This is a genomic window from Roseateles puraquae (assembly GCF_002205845.1).
Taxonomy (GTDB): Bacteria; Pseudomonadota; Gammaproteobacteria; order Burkholderiales; family Burkholderiaceae_C; genus Pelomonas; species Pelomonas puraquae.
In genome coordinates, this window is the sequence record NZ_NISI01000006.1 from 44,999 (window position 1) to 61,241 (window position 16,243).

General features: G+C 61.7%; 17 protein-coding genes. 7 read left to right on the forward strand and 10 right to left on the reverse strand.

Translation table 11 applies throughout. The annotated features are described in order from the left end of the window. Positions 1-48: 48 nt before the first annotated feature. The 4 genes from CDO81_RS15290 to hsdR form a co-directional block, all read right to left on the reverse strand. Complete coding sequence (locus tag CDO81_RS15290; RefSeq protein ID WP_088484103.1) at positions 49-1,137, reverse strand: PDDEXK family nuclease; 1,089 nt, start codon at positions 1,135-1,137, stop codon at positions 49-51. A 46-nt stretch (positions 1,138-1,183) separates the two neighbouring features. Continuing rightward, the gene (locus CDO81_RS28420) at positions 1,184-2,665 is read right to left on the reverse strand and encodes a restriction endonuclease subunit S (RefSeq protein ID WP_193466506.1); all 1,482 of its coding nucleotides are present in this window, start codon (positions 2,663-2,665) and stop codon (positions 1,184-1,186) included. After that, a complete protein-coding gene (locus CDO81_RS15300; RefSeq protein WP_088484104.1) occupies positions 2,662-4,131 on the reverse strand; it encodes a type I restriction-modification system subunit M in 1,470 nt (489 codons plus the stop codon). Before CDO81_RS15300 ends, CDO81_RS28420 begins: the two co-directional genes overlap by 4 nt. Positions 4,132-4,234: 103 nt before the next feature. Beyond that, positions 4,235-6,613, reverse strand: coding sequence for an EcoAI/FtnUII family type I restriction enzme subunit R (gene hsdR, locus CDO81_RS15305; RefSeq protein ID WP_088484105.1), 2,379 nt, complete (start codon positions 6,611-6,613; stop codon positions 4,235-4,237). A 795-nt stretch (positions 6,614-7,408) separates the two neighbouring features. Between hsdR and CDO81_RS15310 the strand changes: the two genes are divergently transcribed. The 5 genes from CDO81_RS15310 (at position 7,409) to CDO81_RS15330 (ending at position 10,215) form a co-directional block, all read left to right on the forward strand. Beyond that, positions 7,409-7,732, forward strand: coding sequence for a hypothetical protein (locus CDO81_RS15310; protein ID WP_088484106.1), 324 nt, complete (start codon positions 7,409-7,411; stop codon positions 7,730-7,732). 161 nt (positions 7,733-7,893) lie between these two features. Then, positions 7,894-8,628 (forward strand): site-specific integrase, encoded by a 735-nt coding sequence (locus CDO81_RS15315; RefSeq protein ID WP_088484107.1) that lies wholly within the window; start codon positions 7,894-7,896, stop codon positions 8,626-8,628. Then, a complete protein-coding gene (locus CDO81_RS15320; RefSeq protein WP_088484108.1) occupies positions 8,625-9,314 on the forward strand; it encodes a hypothetical protein in 690 nt (229 codons plus the stop codon). The genes CDO81_RS15315 and CDO81_RS15320 overlap by 4 nt, the downstream gene beginning before the upstream one ends. A gap of 67 nt (positions 9,315-9,381) precedes the next feature. Next, a complete protein-coding gene (locus tag CDO81_RS15325) occupies positions 9,382-9,609 on the forward strand; it encodes a hypothetical protein (protein ID WP_088484109.1) in 228 nt (75 codons plus the stop codon). Between the two features lie 9 nt (positions 9,610-9,618). Further along, complete coding sequence (locus CDO81_RS15330; protein WP_088484110.1) at positions 9,619-10,215, forward strand: hypothetical protein; 597 nt, start codon at positions 9,619-9,621, stop codon at positions 10,213-10,215. Here CDO81_RS15330 and CDO81_RS29240 read toward each other — a convergent pair. Then, a complete protein-coding gene (locus CDO81_RS29240) occupies positions 10,212-10,499 on the reverse strand; it encodes a helix-turn-helix domain-containing protein (protein ID WP_241517021.1) in 288 nt (95 codons plus the stop codon). The two genes, CDO81_RS15330 and CDO81_RS29240, sit on opposite strands and share 4 nt — an antisense overlap. A 188-nt stretch (positions 10,500-10,687) precedes the next feature. Between CDO81_RS29240 and CDO81_RS15340 the strand changes: the two genes are divergently transcribed. Then, the gene (locus tag CDO81_RS15340) at positions 10,688-11,260 is read left to right on the forward strand and encodes a hypothetical protein (protein WP_088484112.1); all 573 of its coding nucleotides are present in this window, start codon (positions 10,688-10,690) and stop codon (positions 11,258-11,260) included. Positions 11,261-11,375: 115 nt separating this feature from the next. Further along, positions 11,376-12,173, forward strand: a complete 798-nt coding sequence (locus CDO81_RS15345) for a hypothetical protein (RefSeq protein ID WP_158218298.1) — start codon at positions 11,376-11,378, stop codon at positions 12,171-12,173. A gap of 296 nt (positions 12,174-12,469) precedes the next feature. Here CDO81_RS15345 and CDO81_RS15350 read toward each other — a convergent pair whose 3' ends face one another. From CDO81_RS15350 to CDO81_RS15370, 5 genes are all read right to left on the reverse strand, one after another. Next, the gene (locus CDO81_RS15350) at positions 12,470-13,510 is read right to left on the reverse strand and encodes a methyltransferase (RefSeq protein WP_206602110.1); all 1,041 of its coding nucleotides are present in this window, start codon (positions 13,508-13,510) and stop codon (positions 12,470-12,472) included. Positions 13,511-13,560: 50 nt separating this feature from the next. Beyond that, positions 13,561-14,076, reverse strand: a complete 516-nt coding sequence (locus tag CDO81_RS15355) for a gamma-glutamylcyclotransferase family protein (protein ID WP_088484114.1) — start codon at positions 14,074-14,076, stop codon at positions 13,561-13,563. Positions 14,077-14,086: 10 nt separating this feature from the next. Continuing rightward, positions 14,087-14,848, reverse strand: a complete 762-nt coding sequence (locus tag CDO81_RS15360) for a hypothetical protein (RefSeq protein WP_088484115.1) — start codon at positions 14,846-14,848, stop codon at positions 14,087-14,089. Position 14,849: 1 nt separating this feature from the next. Further along, a complete protein-coding gene (locus tag CDO81_RS15365) occupies positions 14,850-15,242 on the reverse strand; it encodes a hypothetical protein (RefSeq protein ID WP_144397267.1) in 393 nt (130 codons plus the stop codon). 465 nt (positions 15,243-15,707) lie between these two features. After that, complete coding sequence (locus CDO81_RS15370; protein ID WP_088484441.1) at positions 15,708-16,220, reverse strand: hypothetical protein; 513 nt, start codon at positions 16,218-16,220, stop codon at positions 15,708-15,710. Positions 16,221-16,243 lie beyond the last annotated feature (23 nt).

The window sequence follows — 16,243 nt, forward strand, 5'->3', positions numbered from 1 at the left end:
TGCTTCCGAAATGCCGTGCCAGCATTGCTATTCCTGCGGGGCGGATGATCATCCAACCTGGCCGAATACGGACTTCAATCGCTCCACCGTATGCCGCCATTTCGGCGTGGTGGGTTGGCAGACCGTGTTCTGGTTGCCGAACAGGCCCAGCTCGTTGAAGGCCTTGGCGGCGGGTACGGTGTGGAGCCACTTCACGCGCACGAAGTACTCGCTCAGCTCTGGGTCATCGGCCGTCGCCTTGTACTGGTCGCCGTGCTTCAGCACGTCCATGGCCGGTTGCTCACCGGTCTCGGTGTGCACGCGGAAATCGCTGGCTGGCTGCACCGCCTCTTGCACCACGCCCACGCCCACATAGCCACGCCCGGGGATGTTCACCCAAACACGGTCACCGGGGCTGAGCTGCCGGAGCGTCTTGCTGTACCAGGAGCCGCCGCCGCCGCTGATGAAGCCGTAGCGCACGGCGTCGTCCCAACTGCGGCTGCGCTCATCGCCGAAGGACACGTAGAACTCGCCGTTCCAGGGCTCCTTGTCGCCCTTGCTCGCCGCCGTCACGGCCACGTTTGCCTGGGTCTCGCTGGGGTCGATCAGCCAGGCGCGGCTGAGCAGTTGCTGGCCGCCGTGCTCGAAGACCTGGAAGAACAGCACATTGATGGCGACGTCGCGGTCGTTCAGGTACTGCACGATGCGCTCGGTGGACGGGTCCAGCTCGGCGGCGACGATGACGATCTGGTGCGCGTGGTTCAGGCTGTCTTCGTCCAGCACCGTGCCGAAGCGTTGCTGGAAGTCCTGCTCCAGGCTGTGGCCGGGCTTGAAGCGGGCGTAGATCTGCGTGATGCGGTCGGCACCCAGCTCGGCCACCCAGGAGGCGTAGTCCAGCGCCTGCGCCACGATCTCGCGTGGCGTGCGGTCGCGCTTGAGCTCCACCAGCACCAGCGAGCCATCGGGCGCAATGGCCAGCAGGTCGATGCGCCCGCCATGCGCGGTGGTTTCCTGCTGGCCGATCAGCATCCAGGCCGGCGACAGGATGGCCGGGTCCTGCACGATCATCTGTTCCAGCAGGGCCTCGCTGCTGAGCCTGCTGGGCTTCAGTTGCACGGCGGGCTGGCCGACTTGCCAGATGGCGTGGTGGACGGGCATGGTGATTAGGCTCAGGCGTTCTTGGCGTTGCAGCGGTCTGAATCGCTCAGGCAACAGCTCGATCAACTAGCACCGAGGCTAGCTGCTCGTGATGCGTGCAGGCCTGGACGAGGCTGGCTTTGAGTTGGTCGCACAGAGAAAACAACTGAGTGACCCTGGCGACGATTCGATGTTGCTCATTCAACGATGGCACACGAAGTTCAACGGTCTTCAGGTTGGTAGCGCTGATCCCGATGTTGCCAACAGTCGTAGCGCAGAACGCCTCTATCTGCTTCCGCGCAGGTGCCGCGTTCATCACGAAGCGCACGTAGTCAGCCAAAACGCGACTGGGATCAACGCGGAATCGAATCAGCTTGTCCGGGAAGATTTGCTCAGCACCGCTGGTGCCACGGTACAGAGAAAACGAGCCAACGTATTTCAGATTGCCGTTGAATCGGCAGGCAAGAAGGTCGTTTGGCAATAGCCTGAACTTGTCGCGTTCTACGCTGCTTGCATCAACCCATTTGTGATCCGCCTCGTCCACGTAGAAATCATCACTTCCGGTGCCTGCGCTGATGCGCAGGATCGGAGTTCCTCCCGGATCGTCTGAAGGCTTTCGCGAGCAACCATTGAGACTATCGCCGAGTAGCAGTTGCCCAATCGGCAATTGCTGTACGTTCACATCCTCACGAACCAGCTTGCCTTCGGCTGCCAGACACAGGATCGCAGCGCGAAGCGCATCAACACTGGCCTCGGTGGTGAACACCGTATGGAAATGCTCGGCCAGTTGTTGCCAACTGGCGCGGAACTCGGCGGCGTCGCGGGCTTGGGTGAGGCTGGCGAGCAGTGCCTCCACCAACTTAGCGTGGGCGGCCTCGGCGTCGGCCTGCTCAGCCTCCAGCCGGTCGCACAGGGCCATCAGTTCATCGACCTTGGCGACGATGCGGTGCTGCTCTTCGAGGCTAGGCACAGGTACGACTAGCTCCGCCAAGCTCGACGAGTTGAGCGTCGCCCCCATCAACGCGTCTTTCGTTCGGCCAGCCTGAGCAATAGCTGGCAAGACGCGCATTAAGTAGTCCCGTGAAAGCCCGTCCTTAGGCTGCATCGAGATGATGGCTTCGTTGTGGTACCCCGCAACGCCCAGGATTGCAACCTTGCCAACGGTCAGCTTGAAACTCATCAGCAACGAACCTGCTGGAACCGGTTCGTACTTAAACGTCTCGCCAGCAAAATCCTTCGACACCTTTCGCGCCGTATCCGTCACTGTCTCGAAGTGGGTCATGTCAGAAATACTGACCCAGGGAATGCCAGCCGCATCCCAGTGACGCGCCTCCTTACTTGGCGGAGTTTTTCCGATTCGGTAAGTTGCCGCATCTGGCAGCTTGAGAAAGCGCCAGCCTGATTGAAGATGCCCAGCCGAATTCGCTCGGGACTCCGGTCCGGTGAGGCGCCCCTGGACTGCGAGCTTGAGGATCAACTCGCGAAGCATTGAAATCTCATTGGGCGCCGCGGCAATGTGCCCGAACTTTTTCGTCAGCAGCGCCGTCATGCGTCTCGCTCCAGCGCCTCAGCCAGCGCCGCCTTCAACTGCTCCCGCAGCCCGTGGATGCCTTCTTGCATCCGCGCGTACTCAGCCAGCAACTGCGCCGGGTCATGGCTCACCTGCTCGCCCACATGCGGGTTCTTGCAGTCGAAGTTGTAGTTGCGCGCCTTGATGTCTTCGGCGCTGACCTTCCAGGCGAACTCGTTTTCGACGCGGGCCGCAAAGCCATCGGCCTCGCTGCCCCACCAGGCCTGCTCCACCGCGAACTCCTCGATGCGCATCGGTCGCGTCTTGGAATAGTTCTTCACCCCGGCCGGGTATTGGTGCTCGTAGAACCAGATGTCCTTGGTTGGCGTGCCCTTGGTGAAGAACAGCAGGTTGGTCTTGATGCCGGTGTAGGGGTTGAACACCCCGTTGGGCAGTCGAACGATGGTGTGCAGGTTGCAGTCGGTGAGCAGCTTCTCCTTGATGCGGCTCTTGATGCCCTCGCCGAACAGGAAGCCATCGGGCAGCACGACGGCGGCGCGGCCGCCGTCCTTCAGCAAGTGCATGATGAGCACGAGGAAGAGGTCGGCCGTTTCCCGCGTGCGGAAGGCGGCGGGGAAGTTGGTCTCGATGCCGTCCTCTTCCATGCCGCCGAACGGCGGGTTGGCGACGATGCAGTCCACGCGGTCCTTGGGCCCCCAGGCGATCAGGGGCTTGGCCAGCGTGTTGTCGTGGCGGATCTGGTTGGGCACCTCGATGCCGTGCAGGATCATGTTGGTGGTGGCCAGCAGGTGGGGCAGCGGCTTCTTTTCCACGCCATGGATGCTGGCCTGCAGCGCGCGCTCGTCCTCGGGCGTCTTCACGTAATGCTTGCGCTTGTGCTCGATGGTGCAGGTCAGGAAGCCGCCGGTGCCGCAGGCCGGGTCCATGACCTTCTCGTGCAGCTTCGGGTCCACCATGCGGACCATGAACTCGGTGACCGGGCGCGGGGTGTAGAACTCACCGGCATTGCCTGCGCTTTGCAGGTCGCGCAGCAGTTGCTCGTACATGTCGCCGAAGGCGTGGCGCTCCTGGGCCTTGTTGAAATCGACGCCTTCCTGGATCTTGTTGATGACCTGCCGGATGAGCTGGCCCGACTTCATGTAGTTGTAGGCGTCCTCGAAAACGCCGCGCACCACGAAAGCCGCGGGCGTGGTGCTGTAGCTCTCCAGCTTCTGCAGCGCGGGGAACAGCTCGTTGTCGATGAAGCTCTTCAGCTCGTCACCGGTGATGCCCTCGGGGTCGGCCGCCCAGTTGCGCCAGCGGTATTGCTCGGGCAGGGGCGAGCGGTAGGCGTCATCCAGCAGCTCCCATTCCTGCTCGCGGTCGTCAAAGATCTTCAGGAAAAGCAGCCAGACGAGCTGGCCGATGCGCTGGGCGTCGCCGTCGACGCCGACATCCTTGCGCATGATGTCTTGGATGGATTTGATGGAACTGCTGATGGACATGGAGTGACCGCGATGAATCGTGAGCGGCCGCGAGACGGTGCCGCGGCCTGAAAGCTTGAAGGCGTCCGCGTTCGGTCGCTAGACGCCTGAACCGGGACGAGCGTCAGGCATAGAGCTGCGTCTCCAGCTCGGCAACAGCCTTGGCATAGGCCACCTTCCCGCCGAAGGCTTTGACCAGCTCCATCGGCGCGCCGATGCGGCTGAAAGGGTCGAGCTGAAGAATCTTGATGTCCTCGATGGGCTCCAGGCCGGTGTCGGCGTACTTGTCCAGCAAGGCCTCCAGCACCTGGCGCGCAGCGCCCTGGTACTTGGCGAAGTAGTTGCGCTTTTTGACCTGGTCCGCGCGCTCCTTGCGGGACAGCGGCGGCTGATCGAAGGCGACGTGGCAGATGAGGTCGAAGGGGTCGAGGGGCTTGCCCTGCTTGGCTTCCACTTCCTCGGCCAAGGCTTCCCAGAGCACGCCTTGGTTGGCGAGCTCTTCGATGATGACCTTCTTCTGCTCGGCGTCGGACCAGCGGCGCAGGAAGGCGTCCAGCGAGCCGAACTGCTTGGCGACGCAACTGCGGGTGTAGTCGCGCAGGGACTCGGTGATGAGCTTGCCGTCGGCGCCGTAGTACTGCACGCGCTCGGCCACGACGAAGACAGACACATTGCCGACCACGTACTTGACCCGACCCGTGCCTCCGCCGCCGCCCGTATCTCCGCCGTCGTCGGGTGGCATGCCGTCGCCACCGCTGCCAGGCTGACCGCCTTCGCCTTCGGGTTGATCGGGCACCTCGTCAGGCGGCACCGGGGGCTCATCACCCTTGGGCTCGTAGACCTGCACCGGGTCCCCATCGAAAGCCGGGTCAGCGAACAACTCGGTGGCCTTCTTGAAGTCCATGATGGTGAACCAGAACTTGCCGTAGTCCTCGTTGATGCGGGTGCCGCGGCCGATGATCTGCTTGAACTCGGTCATGGACTTGATGTGCTGATCCAGCACGACGAGCTTGCAGGTTTGGGCATCAACGCCCGTCGTCATCAGCTTGCTGGTGGTGGCGATGACGGGGTAGCGCTCTTCCGGGTTGATGAAGTTGTCGAGCTCGGCCTTGCCTTCCTGCTCGTCCCCGGTGATGCGCATCACGTACTTGCGGTTCTCCTGGATGCGCTGCGGGTTCAGGTTGACCAGGGCCTGGCGCATGCGCTCGGCGTGGTCAATGTCGTCGCAGAAGACGATGGTCTTCTGGAAGGGGTCGGTGGCCTTGAGGAAGGCGGTGATCTTCTCGGCCACTAACTGGGTGCGAGCCTCCAGCACCAGTTGCCGATCCATGTCCTTGAGGTTGTAGATGCGGTCCTCGATGGGCTGCCCGTTCTTGTCCAGCATGCCGGCCGGCGGGCGCCAGCCTTGCAGATCCTTGTCGAAGTCGATGCGGACGACCTTGTACGGCGCCAGGAAGCCATCGGCGATGCCCTGCTTGAGGCTGTAACTGTAGACCGGCTCGCCGAAGTAATGGATGCTGGAAACCTCCTTGGTTTCCTTGGGCGTGGCCGTCAAGCCAATGTGGGTGGCGCTGGAGAAGTAGGCCAGGATTTCGCGCCAAGCGGAATCCTCGGCGGCGCTGCCCCGGTGGCATTCGTCGATGACGACCAGGTCGAAGAAGTCCGGCGAGAACTGCTTGTAGATGTTCTTCTCTTCCTCGGCGCCAGAGACGGCCTGGTAGAGCGAGAGGTAGATCTCGTAGGACGTGTCGATCTGCCGCTTGGCGATCTTGGTCATCGCCGCGCCGAAAGGCTTGAAGTCGTTGTTCTTGGTCTGGTCCACCAGGATGTTGCGGTCGGCCAGGAACAGGATGCGCTTCTTCTGACGGCTCTTCCACAGCCGCCAGATGATCTGGAACGCGGTGTAGGTCTTGCCAGTGCCGGTGGCCATCACCAGCAGTACGCGGTTCTGACCGCGGGCAACTGCCTCCACCGTGCGGTTGATGGCGTTCATCTGGTAGTAGCGCGGCATGCGGCCGGTGCCGTCGTCGAAGTACGGCGCTTCGACCTTCTGGCTGGCTTCAGCGTCGAAGCCCTTCCAGGCGCAGTAGCGCTGCCAGAGTTCAGCGGGGCTCGGGAACTGGTCGAGCGTCAGCTCGGTCTCGGTGAGGGCTGCGTTGCCGGTGCGGTCATGGAACAGAAAGCCGTCGCCGTTGCTGGAGAACACAAACGGAACGTCCAGCGCCTCGGCGTAGTCGAGCGCCTGCTGCATGCCGTCGCCCACGGTGTGGGTGTTGTCCTTGGCCTCGATGACGGCCAAGGGCAGGTTGGGCTGGTGGTACAGGATGAAGTCGGCACGGCGCGACTTGCCCCGGCTGTGCAGCTTCCCGCGGACGATGATCCGACCCTTGGTGAAGCTGACTTCCTCGCGCACCTGCCGCTGGATGTCCCAGCCGGCGGCCGTGATGGCTGGTGCGATGAACTTGGTACAGATGTCGCGCTCGGACAGCGATTTTTTGTTCATGCCGACGTGATCCCCCTGGGCGCATTTTGCATAGGCCGCGCGCTCGCGACGAACCCAACACCGACAACGCCTTACGTTCGTTAGCGACTAGGTCCCGTCGGTCGGCGAGGACTGCGTGCGCAGAGCGCCGTCCGGTACGGACCTGCGATGCCCGCCAGATGCTTGGACTGGTTGGAAACAGCCACGCGTCGTAGCCGACTCCCCAGCTGAAGTGCCGAAACACGTTGTGAGCAGACTTTGTTTCCGTGAGCTCCGGCACCTGCGCGATGCGCTTGTCCGCTCCCAGCAACCTTGGCGAAGAACCACCCGGCGGCTATTTCCGTTGGTGGCAATGCATCAGCCAGTATCTGAGTACAGACTGGCGCACGAAATGCGCTTGGCAGCAATCCTGGCATGCGAAACAGTTGGTTTTCCACGATCCAACGGCCAGCACGGCCGCGGTTTTTCGCAATACAGCCGACCGCGTCGCTTGTTTCCGTGGCTCAACCCGCAAATGTACGGAAAAACATATATAATTCAACAACTTACGGAAATTAGGCTGTCCAATGTTTCCGCGAGTGCCGACCGGATTTTGCTGGACCGCCGCTTGAGGCGCTGACCATCAGCAGAGCAAGCTCTGTAGTCTGAGTCGGGCAGTGCGCCGGTCATCCGATCCGCGCATCTCACCTCACCCACCTCCCCGAATCACCGCTCGCTTGACCTCAAGCGAGCTGCCGCATGGGCCAAGCACTTCGCAATGAAGGCGCTGCCTCGTCAGGCCATCCGGGGCACAACAGTACCAATACCGAGGACCACATGACCGATTCCACGAAGGCGGTTGAGCCGCCGCATGCACGATTCAAATTGGGCGCCCTGGCCGCAACCCCCGGCGCCCTCGCAGCACTTCAGCAACTTGGCGTCGAGCCGATGGAGCTGATCGTTCGCCACGTCACCGGTGACTTTGGCGAGCTGGATGCCGAAGACCGAACCAGCAACGAAACAGCTATCGCTCACGGTCTGCGGGTTTTCTCGGCCTACACGGTGCGCGACCCAAACGACGTGGGAAAGATGCACCGCTTCTGGGTCATCACGGAAGCCGATCGTTCCGTGACCACTGTGCTGACGCCTTCGGAGTACTGAGCATGGATCGCACCAAGTCCCCGCTCGCGGCGCTACCTCGCACGTCCCCCGAAGTTCCCCAGCGAAGGTCTCATCGCATCACAACGAGAGCGGCCTACAGCCGAGACCTTCACCGTTTCGTTGAGACCTACGGGTTCAAGGTCCCTTGCTCTCCGGAAGACATGCTTACCTTCATCCGGCTCGTGATCAAGAAGGTCGCCCCTGCAACCGCCTACCGTCGATGCATGGCGATTCAGTCGGCACACGTTGAGTGCGGTGCGCCAAGCCCGACGAGCGACCCACGGGTGCGGGAGGCATTGCGCCAGCTCGCAGCGAGGCAGGTGCCCGCGTACCTGCTGGACTCAAAGCCGGCGTCCAAGCGGATGAAAGTTGCCAAGGTCCAGCCCAAGCAAGCAAGGCCAATCACGCGTGGCATGCTGGAGCGCGTTTTTGATGCGATGGGTACTGGCAGGCGGTCCATCGACCTGCGTGACAAGGCTCTCATGCTGCTCGGCTTTGCTGGCATGAAGCGTGGCGTGATGTTGGCGCTGGACATTGCAGACTGCCGCTTCACGGCAGACGCACTGTTGATCTCCGTCACGGATGTCACTGGTGACGAAACACCGAATGGGCGGCCTGCCAAGGCCCGAACCATCGCGATCCCGCGCACTCGCGGGCCGCTCTGCCCCGTGACTGCGGTTGAAGCATGGCTTGATCACCTCGACCGCCGTCAGGCTGCCGGTCCTCTGTTCTGCCGATTCGACAGGGGATGTGATCCGATGCCAGACGTGCGGCTCGATGCCGCGTGGGCCTCTCAGATCGTGAAGCGCCGCATGAAGGACGCCGGCTACGTCGATGTGGACCAGTTCTCCACGGAGTCGCTGCGCCGGGGCGGCGCGATGGAGAAGGTGCGATGACGATCAACCAGGTCTACGTCGCCAGCCTCCGGGCGGAGGGACAGCTGCAGTACGAATCCCTATCCGGCAGTCGCCGGCATTGGAGCCCTCTGCACCTGCAGCAATCCGTGTTGGATCGCGCGTGCGGTACCCACGCTCTCCTCGTGGCAATCGCTCTTGTGAGCCGCACGCCACGTAGCGCCTTCGAGAAGATAAGCGATGCCACTCGCGGACCTTGGCGCAGGTTTTGGGCCATGGCGGTGGAGCACTACTTCGAGGGCACCTCGCCCAAGGATCTGGAGACCTTGGCCGCGTGTATCAACGGCGTGACCACTCGCCGGATTCGCATCGGAGGACCGGACCAGCTGCACCGCGTCTGCTTGGCGACCATCGAATCCGGCGGCGTGCCGCTACTGGACATCCACGGACCGAACATCGCTCACTGGACGGTGGCGCTTGGTGTTGAAACGCGGATGACCGAGCCCAGTGCCGTGCTGTGTCTCGACCCTTCCTGTGGCGAGCCGTGGGCCAGCTTCACCAACGCTCGGCTCGACATCAGCAGGCCAGTGCAACCCGCTCGTGGCAAGCCGCTCTTCAACTATCGCGATACCGACGGCCGCCTGAAGCTTGCTCGCGCGCGGTCGGTGTTGGCGGTACATCCGGCATCCGTGATGCCATCGACTGACTCAGCTCGGAGGTCTCTATGAACCAAAGCGCACCTGACAGATACAGATGTGTTTGGTACCCTTTATGTCTTCGTCATCAGGGAGGCATATGGCAGAGCACAGCGTCAAGGTCATGGCGCCTGAGCTGGAGGTCGGCAAGGCCGATTTCGAGTTCAAGGTGTTCCAAAACTCAAAGCTGCTCGGCACGCTGTGCGTGTCGCACGGTGCGCCGAGCTGGCGCAAGCGCGGCTGCAAGAAGAAGTCGATCACCTGGGAGCAGTTGGCCGCTGCGTTCACCAAGGAGCCGCGCAAGCAGCGCAAGAACGCTGACGAGTAGGGGGCCGCCATGATGCCGGTCGTCTTCTTCGAGCTGTATATACCCGGCTCGATGGTGCCCTGTCAGGATCCTGGGTTCGTCGCCGTCAAGGTGACGCAGAAGTTGCTGACGAGGCTCAGGGCCGTCAACGCGCTTATCAAGCGGCACAAGCTGAGCCAGGTCAGCATCGAATCACACGGCCTGCCCGTGGAGGTCTTTGTGATTGGGGTTGCAGAGCCTCGGGTCGAAATCGACCTCATCGCTGACATGGTGGTGCTCCGGGTCTCGGGTAGGCGCTTCGACGAAAACCAAGAGGCTGGCCGGATCGAGCCATTGGCTGAGTCGTGGGTGATCGGTCTCGACCAGTTGGAGCACTTCCGACAGCAAGGGCTACCAGTCACGCTGCACCAGTGGGAAGATTCCACCGAACTGGAAGAAAGCTGGACCCTGGAGCCCTTCGGTCATCGAGTCTTCGATTGGCTGAAGCGACAGGGGGCGTACGAGCGGTACCTAAAGCTCGAATGGTTTGACCATGAGCACGCTGCGCTGCTTGAAGAGTTCGACAAGCCGGCAGCGAGCCGCGAGGAGCGCCGTCGACGTCGAGCTGAAGCGGGGTCTACCAGCTAGCGGCGGCGTTTCTCGTTGGCCTTGTCTTTCGGTCGGCGGGTCGTCGCGGCGTACGGGCGAGCCGTCCGCGGTGCGCGCGTGAGCGTGGGGTCATAGCCGCGCTCTTCGGCAAGGCGGGGATTGAGCAACTCGTGTGCCGGCAAACCGATGGCTTCGGCCAGCCGTTCGACGTTGTCGATGCTGATGTTCCTCGTGCCGCGCTCCAGCGTGCCGAGGAAGGCCCTGTCCACGCCGGCTGCATGCGCCAAGGCCTCCTGAGAGAGGCCGCAGTCGATCCTCGCCATCCGAACGTTCTTGGCAAATATCAGTCGCAGAGGCTGACCCGTCAGGTCACTCGGTGCCTTTCTCATCTACCGCCATCGTCAAGTGACGAGGCGTTTGAATCCACGGTGTTTGAAGCCCTTTAGCGCGGCTGGCCTGACCCCATAAGGCCGCTGCCCATCTTTGCAGTACCAACGTTCTAGGAGTTCACATGTTCAAGTCAGAAATCAAGAGTCTCTTCTTTGTCATGCTGCTGGCCACCGCCTCCATGGCCTCTGCTGCCCCTGCCAACTGCACAGAGTTCGGCGGCCGAAAGTTCTGCACCCAAGGTGGGAACGCGCCGCTGAAGGTATTCGGCATGTGTTGGAAGGAGCGCAGCGCGGCCGCTCAGCGCGGCGATGGCGCCAAGCTGGTGCCCAACTGGCTCGAACCGGCGACAGAGGCGACGGCATGCATGGCTGCCAAGGGCACAGAGGAATCACCTGTGAAGCAAAGCGCCGGAAAGGATTTCTGCACCGAGCAAGGCGACACATACATGCAAGGCATGCTGCGCCTTTGCAAAGCGGGCGCCACCCGAGACTTGTATGTCGTGCAAGAGGACTACTGCAGGATGGTCGCAACAACCTTCGTCGAGGTCGGCATGCTCAAGCCAGGCGGCGGGTCTGACCCCATCAACCTGCCGCTCATCGCTCCGTGTCTCAGGGCCCAAGGCTGGTCGATTTCTGCTGTCGAACCGAAAGGGCCGAAGCCGAACCAGCGCGTTGGAGCGACCGGAAGCCTTTAAGTGCGTGTGGCCGGCACATGCCGGCCGCCGCGATGACGACATTGGAGACGCGATGCGAGGCGCAGTGCCCCTGATCACGGCCGCACCCCTGATGGACCTGAGGTGCGGAGTTGAGTTGTTCGTTGTGGAGACTCGACTTGCGTTCCCCGGCGCCGATGGCGGAGATACACATCAGGAGCACAGCCTGACCGTGCTCGTGCTGTCGAATCCCGACGAGACTTCACGCCGGCGGTTGCGCGCAGAGGTGCCGAGGTATGTCGGCGCGCGGACCTGGATCGCCGAGTTCCCTGCCGATGACTGGGCTGGGCGCGTGGTCGAGCATTTGCACGCACTAGAACCGGCCTTCTTGGACCTTGTCATAGGACTGCAGGAGCCGAGGGATCAGGCAGTGCTACAGGTTTGCCATTTGCTGGAGCAACTGCGCGTAGAGGGTAGACACCATCTTGGTACGTTGGTCGCTGTCGCATCGCCGGAGGTCGCGCGGCCCGCGACGGCTGAACAATTGGGTTGGGTGTTGGCGCCACAGATGCCGGCCGCGGAGGGCGCCATGCTGTTGCACGCAGGGTTAGCCCAGCTGTCTGCGCCGGACCTCATTGAAGAAGTGTCTGCAGAGGATTTGGCGGGGGTCTGGGGTTCAGCGGCTCAGCCGGCATGTCTGATCTCTGCAGATGCTGGACAACTTTGCCATCTGCCGGTGTGGAGTGCACGCGGCCGTGTCGCTGCCTTTTGCCTGGTCAGCGCACAGTTCGGGCTGTACCAGGCCATGGTGCGTGATTTGAGCGCGTTGGGTGCCGAGAACCCCTTGATCGTGGTAGCAGCGAGGCTCACCCTGCCAGGCCGTGCCATTGAAGGATGGCCCTGCGTCATCGTGACCGCCGCAGGGCGAGTTGGCGATGTCACAAAACCTAGCTGAACGGTCAGACCTTGCGATGGACAAAGCGGGCACGCGAGACGCGCAATCGCCTCAAAAGAGCTTGCAGCTTCTCCGGCGGGTTGTTCTCGCGGGCGCCAATTGGTGACATGTGCGTCTTCGTGCTTCCTGCGTTCTCAAGCTTGAGTGTGATTTCCTTCTCCGCTCGGGGCGTGCACGGACGAACCAGTCCGCCCGGCACCCCGGAAAACTCGTCAAAACTGGAGTTGGTGCTGTTGTACAGACGGGGCCTTGGGGCGCCGCCGCGCTCCGCGCTTGCGTGGTTAACGTTCCGTAGATCACCGCTTTCGAGGAGATCGGTTGGCCGGCGCTGGCCACTCCCCTGCTGCACGAAGCAAGCGTGCCGTGTCATAGCCATCGATGAACATAAAACGGCATGGCGCTACGAGTGAGCGTTGAAGCGCGAAAGCTTCGACCGTCTTGCGGACGGCTGGCCCGATGGTGTGGCAGTGCTGCACCACATAGATGTCGGCTGGCGGGTTGAAGAGGCGGTAGACCTGGTCTCCGTTTTTGCCAAGATCTTTCATCGTCATCGGATGAAATTTCGCTGGTCCCTTCAGTAGGAATGCGCCGGTCCTACGTTGACCGTCCACAAGCAGCGTTCCCGAAAAGAGGTCACTTTCCTCGCCTCCCCAGTCTGCCGGCACGTGAAGCTCGCCGAGCATGCCAGCGATGGTCTCCTTGACCTTCTGCTCCGGAACTTCGCGCATGCGCTCGAACTCTGTCTTGGAGGGCATCCAGTGTGGGTCCATCCTTGAGAACTGATCGATGCTGGTGGGCAATAGCTGCAGCGATGACGCGAAAGGCAGCGACATGCCGGGTGTGTGGGTGACCAAGTCGCCGATGGCGAACGGTATCCCACGCACAGTGTCATCGGTGATCTCGGCGACGTAGGCATAGACGAACAACCGCGTTGATCCGGACATCCGCGAGTAGGCCGTGTCGTTGAGGAGCCCGTTCTTCGAGAACTCGATGACAAGCTTCTTGCCTTCGAGCGGATCGTCGAGCTTCTCAGTCAGCGTCAGTCCGCGGGACTTGTTGTTGGCACCAAAGCCCTTCCCGTAAAAGTGGCCGTTGTAGATGAACGGCTTGCCTGCAGCCAGCGATCCATCCAATGCCAACTGTTGCAGTGCCCGAACTTCACCGGTGGCAATCGCGTCTAGCAAGTAGTTGCCAACACTGTTGCTCAGGAGCGCCGAGGCCATTGGCACTTCGAAGCCCTGCAAGGCCTGTATGTGAGAGAGTGGGAGCTCTGTCGATTCGAGTAGGCCCAGCACGCGATCGCGACTCAGGTAAAACGACATCAGCCTCGCGGCCATGGGAGCACGGTCCGTCGTCATTTACTCGGCCTTCCTATCGCGAACCTTGGTTATGTCTGGGGGACCAACTTCATCTGCGCGGTATGTCGGCTCGCGTCTGGGTCCTGAGTTGCCTCTATCGCTTCAATCGCCGCACGGTACGTCGCTGGCAGATCATGCTCGCGCGCACCGGCCAGGACGTGGGCCTTGTACCAGCTGTACGGCTTTAGCGTCGAATCGGTGCGCGTCGCGTAGTACAGGGTCGCGACGAGTGGCTCGCCATTGACCTCAAGGTCAACCCGTCGTTCTGAGTAGCCATTGCCGAGGCCTTCCGCGCGATCGAGTGCAGCCTTTTGACATTGATCTATGGCGTACACCACGCCGTGTACCACCGCGCGGGGGGCATCAGTCGCGACGACATCACATTTCCCAGATCCATCCTTGCTGACCTTGTGCCAGACAAGCTGATGTCCTGTGAGAACCGCCCGGCCGATGACTCGGGCGGAGGGAACCCGCTCGCGCAGCCGCGCCGAACTCATATTTGATCCATAGGCGAAGTTGAAGAAGGTCAACGGATTGGCAGGCATGCCATCCTCTTCAAGGTGAAGTCCGGGACCACTTCCGGTAGACGCGGCTGGTTCGGCAGTCGAAGACATAGATGTGTGCGAACTGGCAGTTGCGGCCGAGCGTAGCGAGGTATGTATCCAGCCTCGGCAGCCAAACTTCGTCGGGGAACATGGGGTTGCCGTCGATATAGGCCAGCAAGGACAGCTCGCCTTGTGGTTCATAGTACTTCGCCATCTTCCCGCTGATTGCGTCAACGGTCGGGTCTCCTACCCAGGTCACGCCAGGTACATCAAACAGCGGTCCTCTCAAGCGGCCGCGGTCCACGCTGATGCGATCCACGAGGTCCTGGAGTGGTCCGCCATCGTCAAAGGCATCGCCGGTGAACCCTGGGGGTAGGCCCGTGAGCGCCGCGAAGATCTCGGGCAGGGCTTTTTTGCGTCGTTGGATGGTCAGGCGATCGTGGAACCCGAGGAAGATGTGGGCGTTGCCGTACTGCGCCCGGAAGGCATTTGACTCGGCAGTAGGTAGCCCCTCAAGGTAGGCAAGGCATGCGTCCTTCGTGCCGAGCTGCTGGCCTACCGTGGCTGAAAAGTCCTGATCGAGGATTTCGACAAGTTCGAACGCTCGCGGAGCGCCGCTCTCGGGCGAGTAGAGGATGTCTGGCTCGGGTGTGGGGCGACTCTCGAACGCGCCACCAGGTAAGAGGCCCACCGTGGTTCCAAAGCGCTCGAATACGAGTCGTTCCCGCTCTTCCTTTGTATGCATGGTCTGCGCGGCAAGCGGCTGGATCACTTCAACACCGTGGCTCGAAATAGTCGCCGGTCGCCACCGCCACATGAACTGCCGAAGGCGCGCCGTGCCTGCTGATCTCTGCGATCAGCAGGTTGACGTGATGATGGAGCACTTCATCGTTAATCAGTTCCAGCAGTCGGTACAGATCCTTCACGAAGGCCGACATCTCGACCTGGCCGATGATGATCTTGACGTCGGATTCCAGATAGCGAAGCTGTCGGATGCCGTAGGCCTGCCCGATACGGTACATCCGGAACAAGACCGAAGTTGGAAAGTGCAACGTGGTCGTCCCCTGGGCACCTCCGACCTTGAAATACGAATCGCCGACAGCGTCGGCCTCTTCGTCAAAGACCGACCGGACTGTGCTGTAGTTCAAGGCGTTGCGCTTTCTCATAAGCTAACGTTACATCTGAAGCAGCGCGAGTTGGTACCTGGCTCGGTCATGGCAAGTTCCTAGTGACGACGGCTGAGACTGCGGGCGAGCCGAGGACTACAAAACTTGTACGCGACGTTCTTGTGCCGGCGGCCACAGGTCGCTACTGGTCGACGAGCGGACGTTGCTACCAGTGCTTATGCCGCTGTCGCCGGCCAGAACACTGCTCCAGCGCGTTCCGTGAGCTGTGGCCGAGGTGCTGGCAGCGCACCGTGCCGCACGGATTTAAGTGTCTCGTGGTCGCGGAAATGGTGTCGTACTCGCCAGCCAACGGCGCGGGGAGCGCCCAGCTTCTCCGCAGAGCAGTTGTCCGCAAGATTTCAACATCGGCACGCTGGTCGATTGCAGCCAGCGTGGCGGGCCAGGTCAACCCAGCGCCCAAGCATGGCCTATGCGGTTGCGAGCCGCAAGACCAGGGGGCACCATTCAGGATGCACTGTCATCCGTTAAATTCAAGAACGCATGATGCAACTCAACGGGTTCGGAAGCCGGCGTACGGCCGTGCTCGCTATACCAAGTTGCGTCGCTAATGATGTCCGCCACCAGAAGCTTTTCCGCCGTGCGCGAAACCCGTCCGAGATAACCATTAACTCCGGCGGCGGCCTGAACTGAGGTGCCTGAGAGAACGTAGCCAACCATAAAGCCGACCGCGTGGTTCTCTCCATACTTGCCACTGGCGAAGCGGTCCACTCCCTCCACGACGTATTCGCGGCACAGGTGCGCATCGGAGCCAGAGATCCTCTTGCATTCGATGATCGCGTGAGGGTCGTGCTCCTGCGTCCGCAAGAAGACTTCGATCATCATCAGCGGGATATCGGTCCTCCCGTCAGGCAGCAACACGCTGGCTTTGGAGCGGGACTCTGTACCTGGCAAAACGATCAACTTCCAGGCTCCGCCCCTCAACGCACTACGCATGCCATCGCGCAGGCGTTCGGTCATCAGGACCTCGCCGGCGCCCGCGT